Source organism: Haladaptatus pallidirubidus, assembly GCF_020700235.1.
Lineage (GTDB): Archaea > Halobacteriota > Halobacteria > Halobacteriales > Haladaptataceae > Haladaptatus > Haladaptatus pallidirubidus.
On sequence record NZ_CP085301.1, the window covers coordinates 2396569 to 2417070 of the forward strand.

At 59.3% G+C, this 20502-nt stretch carries 19 protein-coding genes; 6 read left to right on the plus strand and 13 right to left on the minus strand.

All coding sequences use genetic code 11. The annotated features are described in order from the left end of the window. Positions 1-86 precede the first annotated feature (86 nt). Positions 87-317 carry a hypothetical protein gene (locus LIX15_RS13000; RefSeq protein ID WP_227773609.1) on the plus strand — a complete coding sequence of 77 codons (231 nt, stop codon included), beginning with the start codon at positions 87-89 and terminating at the stop codon, positions 315-317. 27 nt (positions 318-344) lie between these two features. On the opposite strand, the gene LIX15_RS13005 is transcribed toward LIX15_RS13000, so the two are convergent. Beyond that, positions 345-620: a helix-turn-helix domain-containing protein gene (locus LIX15_RS13005; protein ID WP_227773610.1), complete on the minus strand. Its 276-nt coding sequence runs from the start codon at positions 618-620 to the stop codon at positions 345-347. A 119-nt stretch (positions 621-739) separates the two neighbouring features. On the opposite strand from LIX15_RS13005, the gene LIX15_RS13010 reads away from it, so the two are divergent. Both LIX15_RS13010 and LIX15_RS13015 read left to right on the plus strand, forming a co-directional pair. Then, positions 740-937, plus strand: coding sequence for an HVO_2901 family zinc finger protein (locus LIX15_RS13010; protein ID WP_227773611.1), 198 nt, complete (start codon positions 740-742; stop codon positions 935-937). Between the two features lie 120 nt (positions 938-1057). Continuing rightward, positions 1058-1498 carry a DUF7979 domain-containing protein gene (locus LIX15_RS13015; protein ID WP_227773612.1) on the plus strand — a complete coding sequence of 147 codons (441 nt, stop codon included), beginning with the start codon at positions 1058-1060 and terminating at the stop codon, positions 1496-1498. A gap of 19 nt (positions 1499-1517) precedes the next feature. On the opposite strand, the gene LIX15_RS13020 is transcribed toward LIX15_RS13015, so the two are convergent. Both LIX15_RS13020 and LIX15_RS13025 read right to left on the minus strand, forming a co-directional pair. After that, positions 1518-2588: a glutamate-cysteine ligase family protein gene (locus LIX15_RS13020; RefSeq protein ID WP_227773613.1), complete on the minus strand. Its 1071-nt coding sequence runs from the start codon at positions 2586-2588 to the stop codon at positions 1518-1520. Between the two features lie 172 nt (positions 2589-2760). Continuing rightward, complete coding sequence (locus LIX15_RS13025) at positions 2761-4593, minus strand: SLC13 family permease (RefSeq protein WP_227773614.1); 1833 nt, start codon at positions 4591-4593, stop codon at positions 2761-2763. Positions 4594-4953: 360 nt separating this feature from the next. On the opposite strand from LIX15_RS13025, the gene LIX15_RS13030 reads away from it, so the two are divergent. Beyond that, a complete protein-coding gene (locus tag LIX15_RS13030) occupies positions 4954-5367 on the plus strand; it encodes a VOC family protein (RefSeq protein WP_227773615.1) in 414 nt (137 codons plus the stop codon). Positions 5368-5518: 151 nt separating this feature from the next. Here LIX15_RS13030 and LIX15_RS13035 read toward each other — a convergent pair whose 3' ends face one another. From LIX15_RS13035 to LIX15_RS13050, 4 genes are all read right to left on the minus strand, one after another. Beyond that, positions 5519-7909, minus strand: coding sequence for an Eco57I restriction-modification methylase domain-containing protein (locus LIX15_RS13035; protein WP_227773616.1), 2391 nt, complete (start codon positions 7907-7909; stop codon positions 5519-5521). A gap of 94 nt (positions 7910-8003) precedes the next feature. Next, on the minus strand, positions 8004-8276 hold the full coding sequence (locus LIX15_RS13040; RefSeq protein WP_227773617.1) for a DUF7521 family protein: 273 nt from the start codon (positions 8274-8276) through the stop codon (positions 8004-8006). After that, positions 8273-8644 carry a winged helix-turn-helix domain-containing protein gene (locus LIX15_RS13045; protein ID WP_227773618.1) on the minus strand — a complete coding sequence of 124 codons (372 nt, stop codon included), beginning with the start codon at positions 8642-8644 and terminating at the stop codon, positions 8273-8275. The genes LIX15_RS13040 and LIX15_RS13045 overlap by 4 nt, the downstream gene beginning before the upstream one ends. A 120-nt stretch (positions 8645-8764) precedes the next feature. Next, positions 8765-11440: a heavy metal translocating P-type ATPase gene (locus LIX15_RS13050; protein ID WP_227773619.1), complete on the minus strand. Its 2676-nt coding sequence runs from the start codon at positions 11438-11440 to the stop codon at positions 8765-8767. A 170-nt stretch (positions 11441-11610) separates the two neighbouring features. Between LIX15_RS13050 and LIX15_RS13055 the strand changes: the two genes are divergently transcribed. Continuing rightward, the gene (locus LIX15_RS13055; protein ID WP_227773620.1) at positions 11611-12444 is read left to right on the plus strand and encodes a DUF7537 family lipoprotein; all 834 of its coding nucleotides are present in this window, start codon (positions 11611-11613) and stop codon (positions 12442-12444) included. Positions 12445-12455: 11 nt separating this feature from the next. On the opposite strand, the gene LIX15_RS13060 is transcribed toward LIX15_RS13055, so the two are convergent. After that, positions 12456-12848, minus strand: a complete 393-nt coding sequence (locus LIX15_RS13060) for an SPW repeat domain-containing protein (RefSeq protein WP_227773621.1) — start codon at positions 12846-12848, stop codon at positions 12456-12458. A 133-nt stretch (positions 12849-12981) separates the two neighbouring features. On the opposite strand from LIX15_RS13060, the gene LIX15_RS13065 reads away from it, so the two are divergent. Further along, entirely contained in the window at positions 12982-13476 is a 495-nt protein-coding gene (locus tag LIX15_RS13065; protein WP_227773622.1) for an acyl-CoA thioesterase, read from the plus strand. Between the two features lie 36 nt (positions 13477-13512). Here LIX15_RS13065 and LIX15_RS13070 read toward each other — a convergent pair whose 3' ends face one another. From LIX15_RS13070 to LIX15_RS13090, 5 genes are all read right to left on the minus strand, one after another. Beyond that, positions 13513-14508: a ribonucleotide-diphosphate reductase subunit beta gene (locus LIX15_RS13070; protein WP_227773623.1), complete on the minus strand. Its 996-nt coding sequence runs from the start codon at positions 14506-14508 to the stop codon at positions 13513-13515. 30 nt (positions 14509-14538) lie between these two features. Then, on the minus strand, positions 14539-17040 hold the full coding sequence (locus LIX15_RS13075) for a ribonucleoside-diphosphate reductase subunit alpha (protein WP_227773624.1): 2502 nt from the start codon (positions 17038-17040) through the stop codon (positions 14539-14541). Further along, on the minus strand, positions 17037-17531 hold the full coding sequence (gene nrdR, locus LIX15_RS13080; protein WP_227776887.1) for a transcriptional regulator NrdR: 495 nt from the start codon (positions 17529-17531) through the stop codon (positions 17037-17039). Before nrdR ends, LIX15_RS13075 begins: the two co-directional genes overlap by 4 nt. A gap of 329 nt (positions 17532-17860) precedes the next feature. After that, positions 17861-18475, minus strand: coding sequence for an SAM-dependent methyltransferase (locus tag LIX15_RS13085; RefSeq protein WP_227773625.1), 615 nt, complete (start codon positions 18473-18475; stop codon positions 17861-17863). Between the two features lie 189 nt (positions 18476-18664). Then, positions 18665-20467 (minus strand): Rieske (2Fe-2S) protein, encoded by a 1803-nt coding sequence (locus tag LIX15_RS13090; protein ID WP_227773626.1) that lies wholly within the window; start codon positions 20465-20467, stop codon positions 18665-18667. Positions 20468-20502: the final 35 nt, after the last annotated feature.

A 20502-nucleotide genomic window follows, 5' to 3' on the forward strand; every position in this document is an offset into this window, starting at 1 on the left:
TCACTCCCCCCAATTTCCCTCCTCGTCAAATACGCAACACACTTAAAATAAGAAATATTTTATAATTATTCTTCGTACCATCCGGTATGCGCTCCCGAACTATCCTTACTCTTGCCCGTGCAGTACTCGTCGGTCTGCTGTTGCTGGCGACGCCGGGTGTCGCGTTCTTCCTCATTGCGAACGCGCTCGCTTCCGAGGCGGGACTCGTCGGGTGGCTTCTCACGGTCGTCCTCCCACTCGCGCTGTTCGGGGTTGGTCTCTATCTGCTAACCGGCGACAGACCGAACTGGCTCTCCTCTGTCGGAAGACGGGCGTAGAAGAACTGTTATCTATCCGATTCGGAATTACACCGGCGTTTTTTCCAGACAGCTCACCTGTTCCCAATCGCGGCTGTCGTCCAATCGGTAGAGTCGCTGGCGAGCGTCCGGAATGTACACTTCTTCAGTGACGGCACCGACTTCCGTCAGATTTTCCAACGCGCTTCTGACCGTCCGCGCCGATAACCGCGACCGCTGGACGATTTCTTTCTGTGTGTGGGCACCGCTGTACTCTAACACTTTGAACACGAGCTTCGCGCTCGGCGGTAGGTCACACAGGCTTGTCAGGGTCTGCTTTTCCATGAATTGGACGACGAACGCCATCCACTAAACGGCTCGCTAACGCACAGGTAACCCGGTGTCACGAATGTCACCCGCCAAAAAGCGTAGGTTCTATCATTGAGGACTGTGAATGGGTAAGTATGCAGCCTGAACTTGCAAGTCGGGAGCACACAACTGACATCGACCGACTGTTCTGCCGCGAGTGTGGGGAGCGGTTCGAAGCGGATACGGCGACCGACGACGGCTGGCGGTATCGATGCCCGAACGAGGATTGTGACGGCTCTGGCATCCGTGAAGACCTCTATCCCGTAGAGGACGTACTGCCGTCGCACCGATAATCAATCGACTTTTCGTTTTCACGCTCCCGCGTTTTTGCCATCTATTTTCCTCCCGTTTCTTTCTCCGGCGGACGGATGGAAACCCTTTAAGTCACCGCACTGCACGAAAACGAACATCAGATGCGGTCCGACGGACTCGTCATTCAATTGCTCGCGACGCTCCTGCTCGTTGCCGGTTTCGTCCTCACCGGTTACGCACTCCTCCAGCCGCCGCAAAGCGCCACGACGTACACTCTCACCGTCGAACAGGTGAGCGAAAACGAACCGGGCGTGCGCTCTTCGTCGGTGCAGTACGGCGACCTTTCCGACGAGGCGCGGCTCGCGTTCGGACGCGCGAAGCTACAAGAGTCCTACGAGATGGAAGAAGAACTGCCCGACCAACTGCGAAACTCGTTCGTCATCGCCAGCGACCTCGTGTACCGAATCGAAATCGGCGAACGCGAACACATTACCGAGCGGATGGCGAGCCTATTCGGGGGAACCACGACCGCCCTCATCGGCGCGTTCGTCTTCGTTTCGTGGCTCGACGTGGTCAGCGGCTTCCGGTCGGAGTCGAACTGAGGCGGTTTCGGGGGATTTTTCACGTGCCGCCGGTCAGCATTTCCACATCGTTTTTGAACTCGTTCGCGTACTCGCGTCGGAGTCGAAGCGCCTCTTCGCGGGGAAGCGTCCATCCGTTTTCGATACGCTGTGAAATCGGATAGTAGCGCGACACGTCGAATCCCATGGTAGTCAGATAGTCCTGCACGCGGAGCGATGCGACGCCCTCCTTGATGGCTTCCTCACTGAGTTCGCGCAGTTCTGAGAACGGCGGTATCCCGATTTGCTCGGTTCGAACGCCGGTTTCCCCGATGGTTACGTCCTTGTACTCCGTCTGTTGGAGGAGGTTCGACATTTCGCTCACGAGCCGAATGATTTGGCTCGGAAGCGCGGTGTCCGGTGCACGCCATTCCACCGTAGGCGATTTGTGACGAAGTCGAACCGGAGTTAGCACCGTATCGTCGCGGTGGAAGTAGTTCCCGAACGTTTCCGGATCGATGCCGCTCTCCCGCGCGAGAACTTGTAGAGTGTGATACTGCTCGTCGATGCGGGCTTCCCACTGGTCTTCGTTTTCGACGTAGTCCCACAGGTCACGGTAGCGGGCGAACGTCGTGTGCGATTCGTAGCGATACACCGCGGCGCGGGACGAACATGCCACCCTGTTTCCGCTGATGTACGGCGAGGAACAGACGAGGGCGAGCGCCGGATCGAGTGCGGTGAGCAGATTCAGTTGCCGAACTACGTTGCCGCGGTCGAAATGGACGTGCGTGCCCGCACAGTTCATCGCGTACTCCATGTCGTCGCCGTACATACTCTTCAGTAATCGTCCGCGTTCGCTCGTAATTTCGAGCGATTCCCGTGTAAGTGGTGTTCCGAGTGGAACCAGTGACTGTCCCTTGTCTTCCGCCGCATCGGAGACGGTTCGAAGCGTTCGTCCGAACTCGCGGCGTAGTTCCTCCGTCCCCGAAACGGGCGGCGTCTGTATCTCTATCAACGGTGCGACGAACTCGGGTACGATGTACTCGCTTACGTCGAACAGTTCGTCCGTTTCGGTCGCCAGCTCACCCGATTCATCGATTACCCAGTATTCCGCTTCGACTCCGATTTTCATTTCCCAACCCCCGGTCGGTGACCGATAACCCATTCCCCCGCAACGCAAATCGAATGCCACCGAACGTTGTGCATAGTACGTCAGCCGAGGGCAAATAACTTACGCGAATTATTTCATCACGGATTCGGTTGCACGCTCTTCGACAAAATAATTTCTTTCCACCGGATTCGATTCAGAGCGGCCAAAACGCGGCGATACCGAGAACCGTCACGACCGACAGGAGCAGTTGGAGCGGCGCACCGATTCGAAAGTAATCCGTGAACTTGTACCCGCCCGGGCCGTAGACGAAGAGGTTCGTCTGGTAGCCGACCGGCCCGAGGAACGACGTCGAGGCGGCGAACGTCACCGCGAGGACGAACGCGAAGGGATTGGCGTCTATTCGGAGCGCCGCCTCGACGGCGACAGGAATCATCACGACGACGCTGGCGTTGTTGCTGATGACTTCGGTGATGAGACCGGTAGCAATGTAAAACACCCAGAGGACGACGATAACGGGGAGGAAATCCGCGCTGCTGGCGACGAGTCCGCCGAGGAGTTCCGCACCGCCCGACGCTTCGAGGGCGATGCCGAGCGGAATGACCCCCGCGAGCAGGAAGATGACGTTCCACTCCACCGAGTCGTACAGCTCGTGGGCTTTCAGCACGCCGGTTGCGACCATGGCCACCACGCCCGCCAGGGCGGTCACGAGAACCGGGTAGACGCCGAGCGCGGCGAGGAGGACAACGCCAGCGATGATGGCGAGAGCCGCGGGAATCTTCTCCGTTCGGTAGTCCGGGTCGGCGACTTCGTGTGCGACGATAAAATCCCGGTTCGCGGCGAGGCGGTCGATATTATCCGCCGATGCCTGCATGAGCAGCGTATCGCCGACGCGAATCCGAACCCGATCGAGCCGCTCGTGGATGAGTTCGCCGTGACTCCGGAAGGCGAGAACCGTCGCGCTGTAGTTTTGGCGGAACGTCGAACTCGAAAGCGTTTCCCCGACGAGTTCGGAACCGGACGGAATGACGACTTCGACGAGCGTTTGTTCTTCGCCGGGGTCGAACGTTTCGTCCGTCGGCGTGCCGACCAGCGTTAAATCATCGAGCGTCACGAGCGACCGAAGCGTCGAACGGTCGGTTCGAAGTTTCAGCACGTCGCCCGCGCGAATCGTTTTCTGGCCGATGGGTTCGATGAACGTCTCGTCGTCGCGGACGATTTGGACGATGTCGGCGTCGAAAATCGCCGCATCGATGGCTTCATCGGCGGTTTTCCCGACGAGCGCCGACCCCTCGTTGACGACGATTTCGGTCAGGTACTCTCCCATCTCGTACTCCTCGATGTAATCTTCCTCCGGCGGAACGCGCTCCGGCAGGAGTCGATGCCCCACGAGTAGCAGATAAAGGCTGCCGGTAACGAGGACGATGACACCGAGTCCGGTGAACTCGAACATGGAGAATGCGTGAAGTCGCGGATCGGGCGTCGTCGCGGCCAATCGCCCCGCCACGTTGCTGGCGAGGATGTTGGTGGAAGTGCCGATGAGGGTGAGCATCCCGCCGAGCATGGAGGCGTAGGAGAGCGGAATCAGCAGCTTCGAGGGTGACGTTTTCCCCTCGTGGGCGAGGTCGGTGATGACGGGAACCAAAATTGCGACGACCGGTGTGTTGTTCACGAATCCGGAGGCCGGTCCGGCGACGCCGATCGTGGCGAACAGCTGCTTTCTGAGGTCGGTGCCCGCGAAATCCGCCAGCTTGCTTCCGAACAGTTGGACGACTCCGGTTTGGCTCACTCCGGAACTCAGGATGAGCATCGCCAGCACGGTGATGGTCGCCTCGTTGGAAAAGCCGGAAATTCCCGTCGCCGGGTCGATGCCCGTCCACGGTTCCAGAACCATCAGCGTGACCATTATCAGAATTGCGGTCACATCGACGGGAAGGAGTTCGGTTGCGAAGAGAACGAGCGCGAGGAAGACGATAGCGAACACTACAAGCATGTCAGTTGTCACTCCGGCAACCCCGACCTGCAACATGGCTTGCTGTACGGATGGTTCCCTGATAACGGTTTTTTCTGTCGGTTGTAGCGTTCCACAAAGATAGATTTCCGAACAGTTTGACGCGTGAGCTTTGGAATCGGCGTTTTCGCTCGCCCACCGCGCTATCTATGAACGGAAAATCTGATAGATGCGATTGAATATACCGACACCACGCCCGTTTCACAATGAGATTGGTAGTGGCGAGAGGACGGTTGCAGTTGCAAACGGTAGGACATATTTAAATGAAATGGTATGATATGAATGGCGTGCTGAGCACAGAGATTGTAGGTAGCAAGGCGATATTGTGAACACAGCGGTATGGGGCATCCCTTTGGTAGTTCAATACAATCTCCTTGTATGAATTACAGTCACGGAAACCTGGACTGTGCCGGAAATCTGCACCACGTTGAACTGTGTACCACTAATCTGGAGGGATCGATTGGCTTTTGGGGATGGTTGTTGGGTGAATTGGGATACACGCCGAAGAACGACTGGGAGAATGGTCGTTCTTGGATTAAGGAGCCGACGTATATCGTCGTTAAACAAGCGGTCGACTCCGAACATCCATTCGACCGAGAGGCATCAGGATTGAATCACCTCGCGTTCCACGCCAGTTCTCGTGAGCAGGTTGATGAACTGACCACAGGTATTCGTGAGAGAGATGACTCGACGGTTCTCTATGAGGACCAACATCCCTACGCAGGTGGATATTATGCGCTCTATTGTGAAGACCCGGAAGGTGTCAAGGTAGAGATCGTCGGGCCAGAGTAAATCGACCGATACGCGCCCGCTATTCAGCACGCTATCAAATTATCACTGATTGAGCATTTCAACGAGGTCAAACGGGACTACACCAACAAAATCAGTATTTCCAGACAGATCTTCTCGAACTCGCTTTCGCTTTGCCTCACCGAATCTCCTCTCATCTCACCAACTCTTCTATCATCTCGATTTCATCGACCGAAAGCCCGTAGGCCCGATACACCAGTCGGTCGATGGCGGCATCAGTTCGGGCTATTTTTCGCTCCAACTCCTCCGCCCGCCGATTCGCCTCGATGAACTCGCGGGCGCTATCGGGTTCCGGAACGCGGAGTGATTTCAGTCTGTCGAGGGGGGAGATTGTTTTCGTCGCCCGATTGGTGAACCCCTCGCGCGCCGCAGCTTGAGGGACGTACCGCGCGAGCAGATCGCGCCGTTCCGTGTTCCCTTCGAACACCAACGCCGGAATCGGGTCGGTTTCCGTGAACCCCCACGAATCGGTTTCAGACGCCCTGTCGGCTCTATTTTCCGAACCGTCGTCGGGTCGGTATCGCGCCGTCGCAGAAATAACGAGTTCGCGACTCTCCTCACGAACAATTTTCTCCGCCACCGACACGGTTCCGAGTCGAAGGCCATCCCGCGTTTCGCTCGTTTCGGACAGCATCGAATCGGTTCCGGCTTTCTGCGCCAATTCGCCCAATCGCGGGCCGTCCCCGTCCGGCAATCGAATTTCGATGGTTTCTCTTTCGCGTCGAAGATCGCTCATTCGCGCCGCGAGCGCGACCAGCGTCTCCCGCTCGGGTTCGCCGATTTCTGCCGGAACCGGCAGTCGGCGCGCGAACATCGGTTTGAATCGCAGGTATCCTCCGCTGACGTGAGTGCCGCCGTACACCTGTTGGAACCAGCAGGTCGCCACCGACGAGTTGATGACTGCGAGGAGGTAGCGAATCGGCAGGTCGGAATCGGAACGAACGCTGTAGAGGGTGTTCAGGGCGTACAACCCCTCATCGTCGTAGGCCGCGACGGGGCGCTCGCTGATGTCCCGAAGGAGCAACTTTTCGGCCTCGAACACGTCCCGGTCGCGCAAACTACCGTACTCGCCGTCATCGATGAGGGAGGGGTCGAATCGAATCCACTTTCCGCCCCACTCCAATCCGTACCGCGAGACATCGCCGCCGCTCACGAGTCGTTCGCAGTCCGGGCGGGGAGTGTCAACGACGAGCTTGTCCCGCACGTTTCCAGTGTGGATTCCCTCGGTTTGGCTGACGTGCGAACCCAGTTCGTCGTTTTCGCGGCGGAGTCGTTCCGCAATCGAAACGAACGTCGGGTCGATTCCGACCGGAATCACTCGGCCGCCGAGTTCGTCCACGAACGACCGCGAGAGGTGGCTTTCGACGGCTCCTGTCCTTTCCGTCTTTCCGATTGTTTCGCCCTGTCGAATCCGAATCGACTCCGTCGGCCCGGCACCCGCCTCGACGGTGACGACGAGCGGATAGACGCTGACGTCCGCGAAGACGGACACCTCCGAGACGTCCAGCAGTTCGACCAGACGATGCCGGTCGAGCAGATGGTCGCGGAGGGTTCGTCCGTACCGCGCCGTCGTCCACTTGTTCGGGACGACGCAGGACACCCGCTCGCCGAGTTCGACCATTCGCTCCACGAACGGAACGTAGAGGTCGAACGCTCCTTTCACGGTGTCGAATTGCGATTTGAGCGCTGCTTTCCGTTCGTCCGAAATGTGCCGACTTCGGACGTAGGGGGGGTTGCCGACTACCGCATCGAAATCGTCCCTTTCGGCGTCGAACTGGCTCGCTCCGGGCCAGGTTGACAGCTCAGCCAGCGAATCGCCCACACGAAGATTTTCCGCGGGCCACAATCCGACTTCGAGCCACACCGCAGACCGGGCCAGCTCCACCGCCAGCGGGTCGATATCCACGCCGAAAACGCAGTTCTCGGCCACCGTTCTCCGCATCTCGTCCGATTCGTCGCCACGCAGTTCGGCCAGACGGTTGATTGCACAGGTCAGAAAATGGCCGCTTCCCATCGCCGGGTCGAGAACCGTCGCGTCCGGGTTTCCGGCGACTGCTCGTGACACGGCGTACTGAACCACGTTTTCGGGCGTGTAGTACGCGCCAACGGACGCCCGTTGCGTCGCGTCCTCCGTGAGTCGAACGTTCCCGTCGGAAACGGTCGGTTCGCAGTCGAGTAGTCGTTCGTAGATACCGCCGAGATGACGCGTTGTGAGTGTCTCGTATTCGATTTCTCCGAGAACGGATTCGAGTCTCGTCGCCGTCTCCGGCGGCAGCGACTCGAACAGGTTCCGCCGTTGTTCGAGTTCGTTTCCCTGCGCAAACGGCGGGTCGTCCCGTCCTCGCTCCGCGGAATAACCCGAAACGAGGGCGCGAAACACGCCGACGAGCGCGGCGTCGAACGCCTGTCGCGGGTCGATTTCCGCCTCGCGAAGCAAATCTCCCGTAACCAGTTCCAGGGCGCTCCGAACGCGTCCGCCGAATCGCTCCGCAGGTGGCCCGTCCGTGCCGCGGAGTTCGTCCATTGCTTCTACCTCACTCTGGGATCGGATAAGTTTTCACCCAGCTTACAAGGCTGATTCCACATAGGGCGGGGAACAGTACGGAACGAGCGGTCGCTCACTCCGCGTAGAGCGAGTAGGCGATCGCGGCGAAGCCGATCGCGGTGAGCGCGCTTTCGATGACGAGGACGAGGTTGCGGTCGATTTGGAACGCTTGGTCAGCGATTCCGGCGAGGAACGCGCCGAGGGTGACGATGCCGAACCCGATTGCCAGTAACCGAAGCGCTTGCGACCCGGTTCGGCGGTACGCCTTGAACGCGAAGTACGTTATCACCCCTCCGAGGGCGAGCGTGAGCGTTTTGAGCACGATGACGATTGGTGAGACGTTCATGTTTCCTTTCGTACCTCCGACCACAGCCGTTCGAGACGCTCGTCGGTCGTTCGCGGCGGGCGCTCTATCGTTACGTCGAACTCACAGTCGTCCGTCAGCGAGATGTTCACCGATTCGACGGCGAGTCGGTATCTGGACGTATGATGGCCATCTTCGCGGATTTTGGTCAACTCCCTGACGAGAGATGCCGCAGTGAGCATATCCAGTTTTCGGTAGAGCGTCGAGAGCGGAATGTCGGTTTCGTCGGCGAGTTCGCGCGCGGTCTGCGGGTCGTTTAACTCCATGATGATTCGTCGGCAGGCGGGGTCGTCGAGAGCTGCGAGTACGTCCTGCAACTCGGGCGCGTCGTCTGCCAAATCCCGCACCATTCGAATTCGTCTTCCGCGTCTCGATACATAATTGGTTCGACTACTGGCATCGTTTTCATTCTCCGAGAATCACCGAAAATCGAGTGACGATGCGGTGACCCACCCCGTCATTTCCGCTGTTCAGCGGCGAATGTCGAAGAGTTCGTAGTCGTGGTCGGGAACGTATCTCCTGAACAACAGGCTGTTTCCGAGCACGCTCACGCTGGAGAAGGCCATCGCGGCCGCCGCGAGCGCGGGCTGCAGGAGTCCGAGCGAGGCTAGCGGAATCATCGCCGTGTTGTATCCCAACGCCCAGAAGAGATTTTGCTTGATTTTCGAGAGCGTCCCCTCCGAGATGCGGATGGCTTTCACGACGTCCCGCAGGTCGTCCCGCATGAGCGTCACGTCCGCGGCTTCGATAGCCACGTCGGTTCCGCTTCCGATGGCGGTTCCGACGTATGCCGACGCGAGTGCGGGCGCGTCGTTCACGCCGTCGCCGACCATCATCGCTCGTTTGCCCTCCGACTGCACATCCTCGATGACGTCCGCTTTCTGGTCGGGTAAGACTTCGGCGCGGACGCTTCCGGGGTCGATTCCGACCCGCTCGGCCACTGCTTCGGCGGTTCGCTCGTTGTCGCCCGTGAGCATGAGTACGTCAAGTCCCCGCGCTTTGAGGTCGCTCACGGCCTCCCCTGCGCTCTCTTTTACCTCGTCGGCGTCCGCGACGACGCCGACGAGGTATCCGTCCGCGGCGACGAGCATGGCCGTCTTCCCCTCGTGTTCGAGGCGCTCCATCGCGTCGCTCGCGGGAGTCGGGTCGATTCCCTCGTCGCGCATGAGTTTCCGATTGCCGACGACGACCTCGCCGTGACTCGTCTTCGCGCGAACCCCGTGGCCGGGGACGTTTTCGAACGAACTCGGTTCCACGACTTCGATACCCCGCTCGCGCGCGCCGTCCACGATGGCGCGCGCGAGCGGGTGTTCGCTTCCGCGTTCCGCGCTGGCCGCCGCGGCGAGGACGAACTCCTCGGTGAGTTCATCCTCGGGTTCGAGTTCGTCCACCAGCGTTTCGGTTCCGCCATCGGTGGTTCTGTCTACGACTCCCCCATCAGTCGTCGGTTCGAGGGCGACCACATCGGTCAGGTGCATTTTGCCTTCGGTGAGGGTGCCGGTTTTGTCGAAGACGACCGTATCGGTGTCCCGCACGCGCTCAAGCACATCGCCACCTTTGAACAGGACGCCGGTTCGCGCACCGATTGCGGTGCCGACCATCGTGGCCGTCGGGGTCGCGAGTCCCAGCGCGCAGGGGCAGGCGATGAGCACCGCGCTGGCGAAGACGACGACGGCGAACTCGAATCCCGAGACGCTTCCCCCAGCTATTTCCGGGCCGCCCGCAACCGGACTCCAGAGCGGAAGCGCGTTCACGAATCCGGCGAGAACTTCGGGAAAGAGATACCAGACGGCGCCCCAGAACAGCGCGTTGGCGATGACCGCCGGAACGAAGTACGCGCTGATTCTGTCCGCGAGGTTCTGAATTTCGGGTTGGCGGGCTTGGGCATCTTTCACCATCTGGACGATTTGCTGGAGGGCGGTTTCGCCTCCGACCCTCGTCGCCCGAACCGTGAGCATTCCGTTTTCGTTGATGGTCGCGCCGATGACTTCGTCGCCGTCCTCTTTTTCGACCGGCACCGACTCGCCGGTTACCATCGACTCATCAACCGCGCTTTCGCCGTCCACGACGACGCCGTCGGTCGGAATCTTCTCGCCGGGACGGACGCGAAGTTGGTTGCCGACTTCGACCTCCTCCAGCGGTATTTCGCGCTCCTCCCCGTTTTCGACCACGATTGCGGTGTCGGCTTCCAGTTCGAGCAGTTCGCGCAGGGCGTCGCTGGTCCTGCCCTTCGAGCGCGCCTCCAACCAGTTGCCCATCGTGATGAATACGAGGATGAGCACCGCGCTGTCGAAGTAGGTGCCGCCGGGAACGAACGCGAGCATGACCGCGACGCTGTAGAGGTAGGCCGTGGTCGAACCCAGCGCGATGAGCACGTCCATGTTCGCCGTCCGGTTCTTGACGAGTGCCTTATACGAGTTCTCGTAGAACTCCTTGCCCAGGAGGATTTGGACGGGCGTTGCCAGCAGGAACTGGACGACCTGCATATCCACGCCGAACAGCGTCTCGCCGAGCAGTTCCGGGAAGAACAGGTGCTCGAACATGAAGGCGAGAAGCGGAAGCGCGAGGACGGCCCCGAACAGCGTCAGTCGGAACTGCTTGCGAATCTCGGCGTCGCGGGCCGCTTGGCGTGCGTCGCCCTCGCTCCCATTTTCACTGCCGTTTCCATCAGCAGTTTCAGTCTGCCCCTCTTCACGAACCGGGGCGTACCCTGCATCCTCGATGGCTGCATAGAAATCTGAAACGGTCGCCTTGGCGGGATTGTACTCGACGCTGGCCTCGTCGGTGGCGAAGTTGGCGTCGGCGCTGATGACGCCGGGTGCCGAGTTGAGGGCTGTCTCCACCGATTCCGAGCAGTTCGCACAGGACATGTCGGTGATTCCTACCGTCGTCGTCGCGCGAACCGGGTCGTAGCCAGCGTCCTCGACGGCCGCGTAGATTTCGGCCAGTGAGATCTCCTCGGGGTCGTACTCGACGTTGGCTTCGTCGGTGGCGAAATTGACGTTCGCCTCCTGTACCCCGTCGAGCGATTCGAGCGCCTCGGTGACTGTCCCCGAGCAGTTCGAACAACTCATCCCGCGGATGTCGAGGTGCATTTTTTGCGTCACGATTGTCTCCTTACGTTCGTCTAGGGGAGGCTTCTTCATTCACGTTGTCCTTTAGAAACGAGCGATTCGAGCCACAGAGACCTTGGATAATGAGATGAAAAACGAATCAAATCATGTCTCCGAATTCATTTCCTTGAAATTCGTTTTCCGTCGCGATTCGCTCCATCTATCCGTGGATTTTTAAGTCAATACGAAGTCAAATTTGACTGATGCGTCGCGCCCTCCTCGCAATCGCCCTCTCGCTGTTGCTCTCCACCGCCGGATGCAGTACGTTTCTCGGTATCGACGGTCGGAATCCAGATTCGAACCCAGCTACGACGACTACATCGCCTTCGAGTGAACTCGTGCCTGGTCTCTCCACGGACGGCCTGACGAATCGGTTCGACCTCGTCGATGCACACTCTCGCGTTTTGCAGGAGGATTCCTACACGATGCGAGTTCGTAGCGTCGGGAAACTCGATGGAAACGTTTCGTATCGGTACAACGCGACCGAACGCCGCGGAGAGAACGGTAGCCACCACGATTTCGCCGTCCGTCAGACGACGAACTCCTCGACGCGGATTCGTTCCTATCGAAAGGGTGTGTGGTCGAACGGCGACCTGAGACTCTCGATGCAGGAGAGAAACGACAACACGACGTACAGACGAGGTTCCGTCGGCCATCTGAACCCATCGCAAAATAATCCGCCCTTGTACTCCCAAAATCGTAATCAACTTCAGTCGCTTTTGCTGGCGTTCGACGTCACGAGCGTCAAGCGGATCGACGCCGACTCCGGAACGCCGCGGTATCGCGTCACGGCGTCCGAACTCGCGAATCGCGACGCACTTTCGCACTATCTCGAATCGGTGGCAAACGCTTCGCTCGTTTTCGTCGTGGATACGTGGGGACTGATTCATCAGTATCAGTTCGAAGCGACCGGAATGGCTGACGACCAACCTGCGCGAATCACGGAGTCGATGCGAATTTCGGACATCGGACGAACGACCGTCTCGCGGCCGTCGTGGTACGGACAGGCAATGGAAACAGGGAACAGTTCTCGGTGATAGGACGGATTTTACCGCCGACTCGCTTGCGCCTGCTCCGGCAGCGACGCGGTTCGCGCTTCTCGCATGACGCGCCCGCCGAGCGCCGCCAGCAGGACCCCGACAACTGCGTCGCCCCAGAGAGGAAGGGGCCCGGCGGTCGGAACGACGAAGGGCCGCGTCACCTGCCAGAGACCGAGAAGTCCGAGGAGGCCACCAGCCGCGATGCTCACCCGGCGGTTCCGCCACGAGCAGACGAGCCCGTAGAAAGCAAGGAGCAGGACGGCGACGCCGACGACCATGTCGTTCCAGAAGTTCGACGCGAACATCACCTCGTAGACGACGAACGGTGCGAGTAGTAACCACATACCGATTGGTATGCCCGCCAAAATCGTCCTTTTTCCTCCGCTTGAATTTCGACTCATACCGTTTCCCCCCTCATTGTCCTGTACCCCAGACGACCGTTCTGCCGATAAGTCGAACGGCTGTGTCAACAGTTCAACTTTCACTATTACAAATCTAGTTGTTTTATCCACACGGGTCGCGTAGACGCCGTCGATGCGCGAAACTGCGCCGCTTTCGGATTCGCATACCGTGATGAGTGAAATTCTGATGCCGAACGACGCGAACAACCTCGGTCGGGCACTCGGCGGCTCCGTTCTCCACTGGATGGACATCTGTGCCGCCATCGCGTCCCGTCGGTTTTCCCGACGGCAGGTCGTTACGGCGTCGATGGATCACGTCGATTTCCTCGGTCCCATCGACCTCGGCGACATCGTTACCGTCGAAGGGTACGTCTTCGAAACCGGGCGGACGAGCATGGATGCGTTGGTCAACGTCCGAGCGGAACGCCCGAGCGAGAACGAAACGCAGGATACCGCGACGTCGTTTTTCACGATGGTCGCGCTGGACGAAGACGAACGACCCGCGTCGGTTCCGGAGGTCTGCTGTCCGACCGACGAGCAAGAAACCTTCCGCGACGACGCCCTCCGGCGCCGTCACAAACGCAGGGAATCGTTGGAATCCGCGGATTCGCCCGAACCGTCGGTTTAAACGGGTCGAACCACAGATTCGCACTTTGACAGGTCGCTACGACCAGTCGAGCGACCCGCCGCTCTGATACTCCGTGACCTGGGTTTCGAAGAAGTTCTTTTCCTTGTTCAGGTCGGTTTGTTCGGACATCCACGGGAACGGATTGTTGGTTCCGTACCGTTCGGGGAGGTCAAGCTGTTCCAATCGGCGGTCGGCGATGTGTTCGACGTAGTCGGCGAACTGCTCGGCGCTCATGCCGAGTATCTCGTTCGGACACGCCTCGTACGCGTAGATTTTCTCCAATTCGACGGCTTCCGTAATGAGGTCGATGACCTCGCCGCCGAACTCGTCCGTCCAGATACCGGGATTCTCCGCTCGAATCTCGTTAATGAGGTCGATGCCGAATCCGAGGTGAAGCGATTCGTCGCGCATGATGTACTCGAACTGCTGGCCGATTCCGACCATCTTGTTCTGGCGTTTCAGACCGAGCATCATGGCGAATCCGGCGTAGAAGAAGATTCCCTCCATAATAACGTAGAACCCGACGAGGTCGCGGACGAACTCGCGAATATCCTCCTCCGTTTCGATGGTGAAATCGGGCCGATTGATGGCACGGGTGAGGTTCACGACGAACTCGTCTTTTTCCTCGATGGAGGGAACCCGTTCGTACATCCCGTAGAGGTGGTCGGGTTCGAAGCCGAGCGAATCACAGCAGTAGATGAACGTGTCCGTGTGAATCGCCTCCTCGTAGGCCTGTCGAAGGAGGTACTGCCTGCATTCGGGGGCGGTCACGTACTCGTACAGCGCGAGGACGATGTTGTTTGCGGTGAGCGATTCGGCGGTCGAGAAGAAACCGAGGTTCCACTCGATGAGTTGGCGTTCGGCGTCCGAGAGAGCGTCTCCGTTCCACTGGGAGACGTCGTCCTGCATCGGGATTTCCTGCGGTACCCAGTTGTTGTTGACGCCTGCTTCGTAGTACTCGCGCGCCCAGTCGTAGTTTATCGGCAGTATCTTGTTCGGGTCGTGTTCCGCGTTGTTGTTGATAATCGGCATGGGTTGTGTGCAAAATCGTTTCTTTTCGCTTTACTGGCAGGCGTCGCAGGTCGGATCGGAGACGGTACAGAGTTCATCGTCTCCGGTTTGTTGTTCGCCGGTTCGCCGCCCGCCGTCGGTTTCGGCCGATTCCGATTGCGGAGCGTTTCGATGCTGACTCTTTCCGTACTCGGCCATATCCAGCGTCGATTTCTCTATCTGGGACGCGCCGAGCGTCCGGAGGTAGTACGTCGTTTTCAGCCCCAACTGCCACGCGGTTTTATAGATGTCGTCGAGGAGCGTGCCGTCCGTCGATGGGAAAAAAACGTTGTGCGAAACCGACTGGTCAATCCACGTCTGGCGATGCGCGGTCAACCTGAGTTGGTGTCGCGGATCAATTTCGAACGCGCCGCGATACAACTCCTGTAGATCGTCCGGAACGGCGTCGATTTCTTGTACGGAACCGTCGTGGTACTTGATTCGGTCTATCATCTCCTCGTCCCAGAGGTCTTCTCGCTTGAGACGCTCAACGAGGTGGTCGTTGACGATGGTAAAGCCGCCCGACATGTTCGATTTCACAAAGAGGTTCGAGTACAGCGGTTCGATGGAGGGCGTCGTCCCGTTGATGGTCGAAACCGTGGCGGTCGGCGCGATAGCCATCGTGTTCGAATTTCGCATCCCGTGCTCCTCGACGTGTTCGCGCACGACGTACCAATCGAGCGTTTCCTCGCGGTCGGTCGGAATCGCTCGTCCGCGTTCGGATTCGAGCAAATCGACGGTGTCCTGCGGGAGCAGCCCGCGGTTCCACTTCGACCCCTCGTAGGAGGGGTACGTCCCGCGCTCGGCGGCGAGTTTCGAGGAGTTGAAAATCGCGTGATAGGAGACGAACTCCTGCCAGCGGTTCGCTTTTTCCACCGCCTTTTCCGAGTTCATCGGCACGTCTAGTTCCATCAGGGCGTCGTGGAAGCCCATTGTTCCGAGTCCGACCGGTCGGTGTTGCATGTTCGACTGTTCGGCCTGTTCGGTCGGGTAGAAACAGAGGTCGACGACGTTGTCCAGCATCCGCATCGCGGTTTCGATGGTTTCCGCGAGATGTTCGCGGTCGAGCATCGCGGGCGAGTCCGCCTGCTCGGTCTCCGCGGAACTCCGTTCCGCGCTCTCCCCGTCGGAGACGTGCGTGGCGAAGTTGACGCTCCCTAGATTACAGACTGCGTGTTCCTCCTCGCTCGTGTTTAGGGTAATCTCCGTACAGAGGTTCGAGGAGTGAACCGTCCCAACGTGGTCTTGCGGCGAACGGACGTTACATGGGTCTTTGAACGTTATCCACGGATGGCCCGTCTCGAACAGGCGGGTGAGCATCTTGCGCCACAGCTCTTGGGCGTCTACCTGCTCGTACTGCCGGAACTGCCCGTCTTCGGCCTTTCGTTCGTACTCCGAATACCGCTCCTCGAACGCTTCGCCAGATAGGTCGTGCAGGTCGGGCACCTCATCGGGACTGAACAGCGTCCACTCCTCGCCGTTTTCGACCCGCTTCATGAACAAATCCGGAATCCACGCCGCCGTGTTCATGTCCGGCGTGCGCCGACGCTCGTCGCCAGTGTTGCGTTTCAGGTCGATGAAGGCGGGGAAATCCATGTGCCAGCAGGCGAGGTAACCGCAGGACGCGCCGCGGCGTTTTCCGGAGCGGTTGATGGCCGCCGTCACGTCGTTGCTGATGCGGAGGAACGGCACGACGCCGGTCGATTCGACGCCCGTGGACTCGATGAGCGCGCCGCCCGCTCGGAGGTTCGTCCAATCGTTTCCGAGACCGCCGCTCCACTTCGACAGCATCGCGTGGTGCTTGTACGAGTCGAAGATGTGCTCTAAGTCGTCCTGCACCGTCGTCAGGTAGCACGAGGAGAGCTGTGGGTGGGTCGAACCGCTGTGAAAGAGCGTCGGCGTCGAGGGGGTGAACTCCAGTTTCGAAAGCACGTCGTAGAACTCCTTCGCCCGTCGCTGCGGGTCGTCTTCCTCGATTGCCAGTCCCATGGCGACGCGCATCCAGAACGCTTGGGGCAGTTCGAGATGCTCCCCGTTCTCCTCTGTTTTGAGAAAGTATCGCTGGTATAGTGTCTCTATCGCCATATATTCGAATTTCTCGTCGCGACTCGGTTCGAGATACTCCGCGAGTTCTTCGAGGTCGAACCGTTCGACGAGTCGGTCATCGAGCAGGTCGATTTCGACCGCACGCTCGAGATTGGCGACGAAAGTCGCGCGGTACTCGCGGTCGAGTTCGTAGCCCGTCAGGTCGTCGCCCATGACTTCGCGGTAGTAACGTTGCCGAAAGACGCCCGCCGCGATACGTTTGAACGCGGGTTCGCGCTCGACTCGTGCGGTGAGCGCCTGTAGAACGGCCTGATATATCTCGTCGGTCGATGCGCCGTCGTACAGCGAACGCTCGATTTCGGTCCGCAGGTCGTCGCGCTCGTCGTCTGAGAGGGTCGTTTCGTAGCCCGTGCGTGCTCGGTCGAGAATCGACCGGACGGTGGTCGTTGCAGTAGATTGGTGGCTCATGTATTATCGGATTGGTCGGTCGAATCGGACGCATCGAGTTCGGAATCGAGAACCGCGTCGAGTTCGCGGAGGAACTCCTCGGGTTCGGAGAAGGCCTTGTAAACCGAGACGAATCGGATGTACGCGACTTGGTCTACCTCGCGTAATCGCTCGGAGACGAGGTCGCCAACCAGGCTGGACGAGACGATACGGGTTTCGCGGGATTGCAGGTCGGATTCGACCGCTTCGACGAGATTCGTCACGTCCTCCTCGGTCACGCTGCGCTTCTCGACGGCGCGCTCGATACCAACGCGGAGTTTCTCGGCGCTGAACGATTCGATGCTTCCGTCGCGTTTCTTCACTTGGAGGGAGTCCCACTCCGGACGCTCGTAGGAGGTGAATCGGAACGAGCACCGTTGGCACTCGCGCCGTCGTCGCACCGACATTCCGTCGGCGCTCGTTTCGGTATCAATGACTCGCGTGCGCTCGTTCCCGCAGTCCGGGCAGTTCATAGTTGTCACTACGTGCCCTCCAGTGTTGTAACCCTATATGTGGGGTGTCGGTGCTTCAGCCGCAATATGTGGTGTCTGACTGTGCGCCCATAAAGGTTACCCAATCAACTTGGAATAGTACAATCACAGTTGTATTAGGTGGCACAACCGATATACACGTCTCTAAAATGAATTACGGATTTGGATTCTCGGCTCCCTCGAAATACTCAGTAGGTGATACGAATCGTGTACTGAATATCGAGGATACAGTCAGCGACGGACAGAGTTTGTTTCAAAGTGGAGTGGTTAAACACGTCGATAGATTGGAACTGGGTATCGGTCACCAACGCTCAGATTCGTTCGACAACCGAGAGTAAACCGGGGAACGAGGTTTCGTTCGTCTCGAACGCTACTTCCTGCGTTTCCAAGACGTTCCACTCCGTTGTGAAGGCGGAAGATACGTCGTTAGGAGTGAGGGGATTCGGCCCCCCATCCTCCGGGGCACCTTCAGCAAATCCGACGAGGAACACACGACCTCCCACCGAGACGATACCAGCAAGTTCGCGAGCGTAGTCTTCGCGCTGTTCGTTCTGGAACGCGTGGAACAAACCACTGTCCAGCACGATGTCGAACGTTCCGATGTCGGTGGGAACGTCCAGTGCGTCTGCGACCCGGAACGTCGCGTCGAGACCCCGTTTTTCGACCCTCTCCCGCGCTTGCTCGATTCCCTTTTTAGAGAAGTCTATGCCCACGGCTGTATGTCCCTCCGCTGCTGCCCAGAGTGCGTGCGTTCCGGTTCCGCATCCAACGTCAAGGACACGACCTGATAACCCATCACTTCCGACAGCGTTTACGAGAGCTGGCTGTGGCTTACCGGTGTTCCACGGAGAGACGGTCTCACTTTCGTACACCTCGTTCCACCACCTCGCTGGGTCATCCGTCTCGGATTCTGACTGGTTCGACATGGGTTGGTACTCAATCCAATCTTGGATAATAATTCTGTTGAAATGAAACGGACGCTGGTTGGCTGTGTTAATGCTCGTTTGTAGATTCTCCACGCACCTCCGTGTGGAATTGAAATGACGAACCCCGACACGAAGCGTCGAACGAAAAGTCGCTCGCTCGAATCGGCCTTCGTTCAAACCGACCTCCGTTCAGTTCGATTCGTGAATCTTCTCGCCGCGGTTCAGTCGGTCGGCGATGACGTAGGTTTGTTCCGCCTCCCGGCGCGTCGGGAAATGGGCCGCCATGTAACGGGCCAGCGAAATCAGCGCCAACTCCTTTTCCTCCCCGTCCTCGCGCAGGTCGAACTGCGCGAAAGAGGCTTCCAGGTTCTGGAGCGTGTGGAATCCGGCGTCCTCGCGGAGGAGAGCCTGCCCGAGCGTTTCTTTCAGGGCAGCGGGGTCGCCGTCCGCCGAGAAATGCTCCGCGACGATTGCACCGGCGGCGTTGACGTTCCCCTCCTCGTCGAACGTTTCCAGCAGCTCCTCGCGGAGGGCGTCGGGGTCGGCGTCCGACGTATCGATGCTCGGCACGGGCGTCGGGGGGGTGTTCAGGAATCGGTCGAGGTAGACGCTCATCGCGCCCGCGAGGACGCCGCGATAGAGCGCGGTCGAACTCGTTCGCTTCGCGGCCCGCTGAACCGCGTTATTATAGGTGAGCGTGTGGTGGACGGTGTTCCAATCGCTGAACTCGTTCGCCGTGCCGAACTGGGCGACCCGCATCAGGGACACGAAAGAAACCCTGTCCGCCAGTTCCTCGCAGGTCGCACCCGCCCTGATTGCGTCCTTGAGGGCGTCGAGGATGGCGTGCGGGTCGTCGGAAAGAAGCGTTTCCGTGAAGTCGTCCGGTTCGTCCCACGTTTCCTCTCCTTCTTCCTTGCTCTTCCTTTCCGCCTTTCCTGCTTCGACCAACTCGCCGAGTTGGTCGAAGCAATCGAACAGCAGTTCCGCGAGGTCTATCGGCTGTGTCCACGAGGAGAGTTCCTCGCTCCGTCGGGCGTCGGTGAGCCGCGGGATAACACTCGGCAGGACGGTTTCCGCGCGTTCCCAACCGACGTGGTCCAACAGTTCGAGCGCTTTGTTGATGAAATCGAAGCTGTGTCCGGCGTCGAGATAGAGGTGGTCGGTCGCCGCGGCGTACAGGATTTCCGCGACCTGTTCCGGGTCGAGGGTGGCAATCGCGGTTTGTAAACAGCGTTCCGCGCCGTCACGGTCGCGCACTTCGACGCAGTCGCGGAACCACTTTCCGAGTCGGTTCGCCGACACGGCCTCCGTCTCGAACGACGGTTGGTCGAACCGCGGCGATTCGCCCTGACAGTCCGACGCGACGTGTCGTAGGCCGGTGTAGAGCGCCCGCGGTCGGTCGTCGTCCCGGAGGTCGGGGAGGACGTTCGCCATGCAGGAGTGAATCGTCAAGCCCGAACTCCACCCCTGCTCGCGGTAGCGGGCGCCGAACTCGGCCCCGATTCGAAGCGGTTCCGCGTCCGGGACGCCGGCGTTCGAAAGGCCGATGACCGATTTCGCCACGACGAGGCGAAGGTTCTCTTCGAGGCCGGTTTCGAGGCGCTCCTTCCAATGGTCTTCCGGCGATTCCTCGCGCTTCGGCGTGAGGTTCACGTAGATGTCGCCGTCGCGCTCCTCCGTTGGAAACGCCTGCACGTCGTCTGCCCACGGGTCGAAGGTGTCCCCGCAGGAGAGTTCGAACCGGGCGTGGTGCCAGTGGCAGGTCAAAATTCCGTCCTCCACGCTCCCTTCGGTCAGCGGAAATCCCATATGCGGACAGCGATTGTCCACCGCGCGAAATTCGCCTTCGTGGTAGAACAGGGCCAGTCCCCGTCCGTTTCGGTTTACCAGCAGTCGGCCTTCCTCTTTGAGTTTGTCGGCGTCCGCGACATGGACGAAGGTTCCGTTTGAGTCGCTCGATTTCGTCGATTCGCTCGCTTCGTCTGTGGCCATGGGTGATAGATAGTCACACGGCACCAAAACGGTTC